The sequence below is a fragment of the Legionella waltersii genome, from assembly GCF_001468085.1.
GTDB lineage: Bacteria > Pseudomonadota > Gammaproteobacteria > Legionellales > Legionellaceae > Legionella > Legionella waltersii.
In genome coordinates, this window is record NZ_LNZB01000027.1 from 1 (window position 1) to 5558 (window position 5558).

Genomic DNA, 5558 nt, shown 5'->3' on the forward strand with positions numbered 1-5558 from the left:
ATATGAATCCGAATCAGTTTGAACGGGTTTGGGGGGAATTTAAGAAAGTTGCTTAACTGGGTGTGTCAATTTACTTGACCACCTCATTTTCTTAAGGAGACAATTTCGCGGGTATTCTTAAAATACCCCATGATCAAGCATGGTATGGCAATGAAAGACCAAGCATTCTGTTTGAACGTTGTACGCTGTGGCTTATCAGTAGAAAAGTTCTATTACCAGGCGTAAGCACATTGACCGTTTTAATAGCAAAAGTTCGAGACCGGGTTTCAAAACGGCTATGGCAGCGACTGACTTTGTTGGTCAATATTAACCAGAGGCAGCAACTTGAAAATTTATTATTGGTACCTGACGGTAAACGTTACAGTAAACTTGATGAATTAAAGAATGGACCAACACATATCAGCAGTGCTGGATTAGTGCAGGCACTAAAACGTTATCAATACATACGTGATTTAGGTTTAGGTCAAATAAACATTGGCAATATACCCAAAGCAAAAATTAATCACTTGGCCCGATATGTCACTGTCTCATGGGCACCATCTATTGCACGAATGCCTGATGATAGACGCATTGCAGTACTTTTTTCATTTGCATATGTTTATGAAATCAAGGCACTTGATGATGCATTAGATCTGTTGGACATGTTGATCACAGAAATTACTGCTGCAGCAAAACGATTAGGTGAGAGAAAACGTATCCGTAGCTTGGGTGATTTGGATAAAGCTGCATTAAAGCTGTCTGATTTTGGTGACTTGTTTTTACAACATGATGGGGAACAAAACTTGCCATCTGTAATTTACAAAGCCATTTCTAAAGATACAATATCCAATGCGGTAGAGATCATTAGACAAATTGCCAAACCCCATCATGACAAATATTATGATGAGCTGCTTGAGCAATATAAAACCGTTCGTCGATTCCTGCCAACTTTACTTAGCACGGTTAAATTCCAAACAACTAAAGAAGGCCAACCCGTACAAGCAGCAATAGAATTTTTAGCGTCTATAGAAGGGAAGAGAAAACCTTCATTTCAAAATGCACCACTTGACATTATTAATACGGGTTGGCGAAATATTGTTATCAACCCTAAGACCAGGGAAATTGATAGACCAGGTTATACCTTATGTGCCATGGATCATCTACAGACTAATATGCGCAGCCGGGATATGCACGTAGTGCTTAGTGAGCGATGGTGTGACCCTCGCGCTAAATTGTTAAGAGATGCGGCTTGGGATGAACATAAAATTCCAGTATGCCGATCACTCAATTTAAGCATAGATTTTGATGAGGAATTTGGTTACCTGTCTTCAATATTAGAAGATAAATACCAAAATGTGCTGCAAAGACTACCCCAAAATGATGCGATTGAGATTGTGAAAAACAGTAAGGGAAAAGATAGAATCAAATTATCCAGATTAGAAAAAATTGATGAACCAGAAAGCCTAAAAATATTGAAAAGTAAAATCGACAAGCTGATGCCTCGCATTGATTTTCCAGAATTATTGCTCGAAGCCAACCGTATGTCTGATTTTACAGATGAGTGCACTCATATTAGCGATAATAATTCACGCATATCTGGAATTGAAGTCTCATTATGTGCAGTCATTATGGCGGAAGCATGCAACATTGGTATTGAGCCATTGATTAATGAAGACAGTCCAGAATTGACACGCAATCGATTAAGTTGAGTTCAGCAAAATTGCATCCGTGCTGAAACAATTGCTAGATCTAATGCGAAACTGGTAGACCTGCATTCCCAACAACCACTTGCGAAAAAGATGGGTACTGGTAATATTGCTTCTGCTGATGGCGTAAGATTTACCTGCGCTGTAAAAACAGTGAATTCTGGGCCTAATAAAAAATACTATGGGCCAAAACGCGGATTAACTTATTATAATTTTGTATCGGATCAAAATGCAGGATTTCATGGGATTGTAATTACTGGTACTCTTCGCGACTCTCTTTATTTATTGGATGGCATGCAGGATCAGCAAACAAGTCTCGATATAAAAGAGATAATGACTGATACGGCTGGCGCTAGCGAAATAATCTTTGCGTTATTTTGGTTATTGGGATATCAATTTAGCCCAAGGCTTTCTGATGTTGGTGGTGCACGGTTTTGGAGAATTGATTCTAAAGCGGATTATGGGGCGCTCAATGATATTTCAAATCACAAAATTAACGAAGCATCAATACGCAAGCATTGGGAGGATATTCTACGAGTCGCTGTTTCCTTGAAATTAGGTCATGTCAGTGCTTCAGATTTAATACGCTCGTTATTTCGAAAGAATAGACCATCTGGACTGGCCAAAGCCTTAATGAACTTGGGTCGTATTATTAAGACGTTATATCTGCTCAATTATATTGATAGCGAAGAGTACCGGCGTCATATTTTGATACAACTCAATAAAGGTGAAAGTCGCCACAGTTTAGCACGCACCGTATATCATGGAAAACGTGGTGAAATTCATGAAAAATATCGCGAAGGACAAGAAGATCAGCTCAATGCATTGGGGTTAGCAACCAATGCTATTGTATTATGGAATACAGTGTACATGCAGGCCATATTAGATTATTTGCGCGCACAGGGTGAAGTAATAAATGAAGAAGATGAAGCAAAGTTATCACCATTAGGGCGGAAACATATTAATTTCTTAGGACACTTTTCATTTATGTTGCCTAAAGTTGTCGCAGAAGGTCAATTGAGGCCATTAAATTTTGCTGAGAAGCTAGAGCTGGCTTAATGATTTTTGCTTAGAGTACCTTTTCGTTCCAATGATTGTCACGCCCCTAATTCAGATCAGTGGATGATACTTGTCCCAGCTCTGATTTCTCTGGATTGGTTTGATATTTTTTTTCTAATGTTTCATTCATACGATGAGTCTCCAAAATATTTATGATCTGTAGCGTGCTATTCCAATTTACGAGCTGGCCTGCCTCGATTTGACCGGCAATATATGTCGTCAAATCAGATGCCTCAAAGATGCGCTGTGCTTTCTCTTTTAGGGCCTCTGCCTGAAGACGCATGGAAGTTAGCACTTCAAACTCTGGTCTCTCCAGAATTTCTTTAATGGAGGCCAATGAAAAACCCAGGAACTTTAAAGTAACCACCTGCTGTAACCGAATTAAGTCATTATCTGAATAAAGACGATAACCCGACTCTGAGCGTTGTGCTGGCTTTAACAAACCAATGTCATCATAGTATTGCAATGAACGAATGCTTAAAGCCGTCATCCGACTGATATCTTTAATTTTATGGTATTTCATTTTCCCCCCAAGATTAAGTATATTTTATCACGTAACGTGAGGGTCAATAGTAAGTATCTATCTATTTTTTAAATAGGGAGGCGCTTTAAAACTGGGGCAAGACCGCTGTAGGTAAATTCCAAATTTAGGATGAACGCGGGTTGAAAAGAGTTTTGAATCAACAGTACACAATTTGATTGATTTTAAGTGATGTAGTCCTTTAGGTTGACCCTTAAATTTAACCATGAAGAGATGATTGGACTCCCAATAAGGTCTAAGGCTCAACTATAACCAAATGCGCTCCAATGCGATAAAAAGCACATTAAATAAGGACAAGTATATTAAAAGCACTATGCGATTGAAATTAAAACAAAATAATGAACAGTATTGAATGGTATGGATTGGCTGTTACGAACCGAAGATAAAACCCATTTGCCGATCCGCTGTTTGGTGTAAACTGATGTTTTGGCGGTTTTGGCTTTGACGTCGATGGGTATTTTTAACTGCCTTGGCAACAGATAAGCCCTTATTACTAGCGATAAACGACAGCAGATGCACCAGCAAGCCATTGTCGCAGGCAACGGTTTTCAGCTGATAGCTTCGTTGATAGCGCACGTTTGCCAGTATGCAAAAGCGGTCGAACGCATCATAATAATCAGCAAAGGCCAAAGTGCGGCTTTGGCCAAGCTTTGATTTAATGCGACCATTAATTAAGGTAATAGCCCAATCGCCTAATAAATCTTTACTTAAGCGCAGAACATAATAGCGGGTCTCTTTTTCAAAACGGGCTTCGTGATAGCATTCTTTTGATGCCCAATGAACCATGTGCACAAAGGGCGGGGTGGTGAACCAGGGGAGCATTAAAACAGGGCCAAGTTAGCAATTCGTTTTAAGCGCTCAGGATTATCTTCCACATAAATGGCGGTGGTGACGATATTGGCGTGTCCTGCAAGGCGGGAGACGGCTTTGATATCAGCCCCTTGTTCAATGAGTCGGGTGATGAAGGTACGCCGACCTGAATGAGAACTCGCCCCATGAATTCCTGCTTTATCATAAAGTGATTTAAACCATTTTTGTAAGGTGTTGGCGGTGAAACGGCTTTTGCGTTGGGTTTGAAACAAGGCCTTATTGCGGGGCATGTTCTTTAAATCATTCAAATGTGCTTGCAAGACTTCGCGTATTTTTTTATGAGTCAGATACGCATGACGTTGTTTTTCACCTTTAGTCATGGAGCGTTTTAAAATGAGCTCATCCAATAGTTGATAATTAGAGTTGGCTACATCGGCGATGGTGAGCGAGGCCATTTCTTTGGCACGCAGACCCAAGCCAAAAGAGCAATAAACGAGGGCTAGATTACGTGTGCCCATTTTGCCCACTTTAGCGACTAAAAGCAGTAATTTAAATTCCGCCTCACTCAAAACTTTTGCTTTTCCTTCTCGCGCCATCAAAAAACCTTTAACACCCTGATTTATCATTATTTTATACAAATTAGGTTGTATTTGCAAAGGCAAAAACTGCCAAACGTTGGAACACCCTACTGGTACTGAAGACATCCTCTTTTGGGTATAAGAGGATGTCTTTTGTTTGCTCTAAAATTTGATAACAGGAATTGATTTTAATGATTAAAAGGGTACAATGTACCCTTTTAATTAACTATAGGTAATATTGATGCGCGAAATTGCAGAAAGGCCGTATAACGAAGAATTGATTCTTCTTAAAGATAAGAAAAAGCTTACAGCAGCTAAACTATCAGAATTAGCAGATATAAATATTAATACCATTAAATCATGGTTGGTTAACCCTTCAAGCGCGAAATGGAGAAAATTGGATAGAAATATTTTTTACTTGATTAAATCCAAAATAGTTTTTATCGATGATAAAAATTCATTAGATCAAAGAGGTCATACAGAATTTTTGTCTGGGTTAATTGATGATGCATTGCTCCTGGCAAAAAATAGTATTTTAAGTAAGCAGCCTTTAAATGAGTCTGATCTATCTTTTATAACTCAGGCATTAGAGATCAATGGAATACTACGCTGGCGAATAGATGCCCTTATTCCTCAGGATAAGGAGGAACTAGAATACTTTGAGAATTTAAAGGGTGATGATGTTCTTCCTCTCTCCAATCAATTCAATGAAATAGAAACCAATTTTGTTCTTAGTCATGTTATCTAACTTTACAACAATAGCTTGGTTTTTAGTCTATTAAATCGATTAATAGAAGTTGCATATTCTGCCCCAAAATGAACACTCATTCTGATTGAAAGTGAACACCGATTCTGGCGGAACGTGAACAGTGATTCTGGTTGAAC

The 5558-nt window shown here is 38.9% G+C and carries 4 protein-coding genes and 1 pseudogene; 2 read left to right on the forward strand and 3 right to left on the reverse strand.

The features are described 5' to 3' along the window. The first annotated feature begins 641 nt into the window (after nucleotides 1–641). A pseudogene (locus tag Lwal_RS18115) lies at nucleotides 642–2744 on the forward strand (Tn3 family transposase). A gap of 46 nt (nucleotides 2745–2790) precedes the next feature. Here the strand turns inward: Lwal_RS18115 and Lwal_RS05255 are convergent. The 3 genes from Lwal_RS05255 to Lwal_RS05265 all read right to left on the reverse strand — a co-directional run bounded on the left by Lwal_RS05255 (nucleotide 2791) and on the right by Lwal_RS05265 (nucleotide 4691). After that, nucleotides 2791–3267 carry a MerR family transcriptional regulator gene (locus Lwal_RS05255; RefSeq protein ID WP_058479869.1) on the reverse strand — a complete coding sequence of 159 codons (477 nt, stop codon included), beginning with the start codon at nucleotides 3265–3267 and terminating at the stop codon, nucleotides 2791–2793. Nucleotides 3268–3654: 387 nt separating this feature from the next. Beyond that, on the reverse strand, nucleotides 3655–4071 hold the full coding sequence (locus Lwal_RS05260; RefSeq protein ID WP_133141282.1) for a hypothetical protein: 417 nt from the start codon (nucleotides 4069–4071) through the stop codon (nucleotides 3655–3657). A 35-nt stretch (nucleotides 4072–4106) separates the two neighbouring features. Then, on the reverse strand, nucleotides 4107–4691 hold the full coding sequence (locus Lwal_RS05265) for a tyrosine-type recombinase/integrase (RefSeq protein WP_058479872.1): 585 nt from the start codon (nucleotides 4689–4691) through the stop codon (nucleotides 4107–4109). Nucleotides 4692–4914: 223 nt separating this feature from the next. Between Lwal_RS05265 and Lwal_RS05270 the strand changes: the two genes are divergently transcribed. Next, entirely contained in the window at nucleotides 4915–5421 is a 507-nt protein-coding gene (locus Lwal_RS05270; protein WP_058479871.1) for a hypothetical protein, read from the forward strand. The last annotated feature ends 137 nt before the right edge of the window (nucleotides 5422–5558 follow it).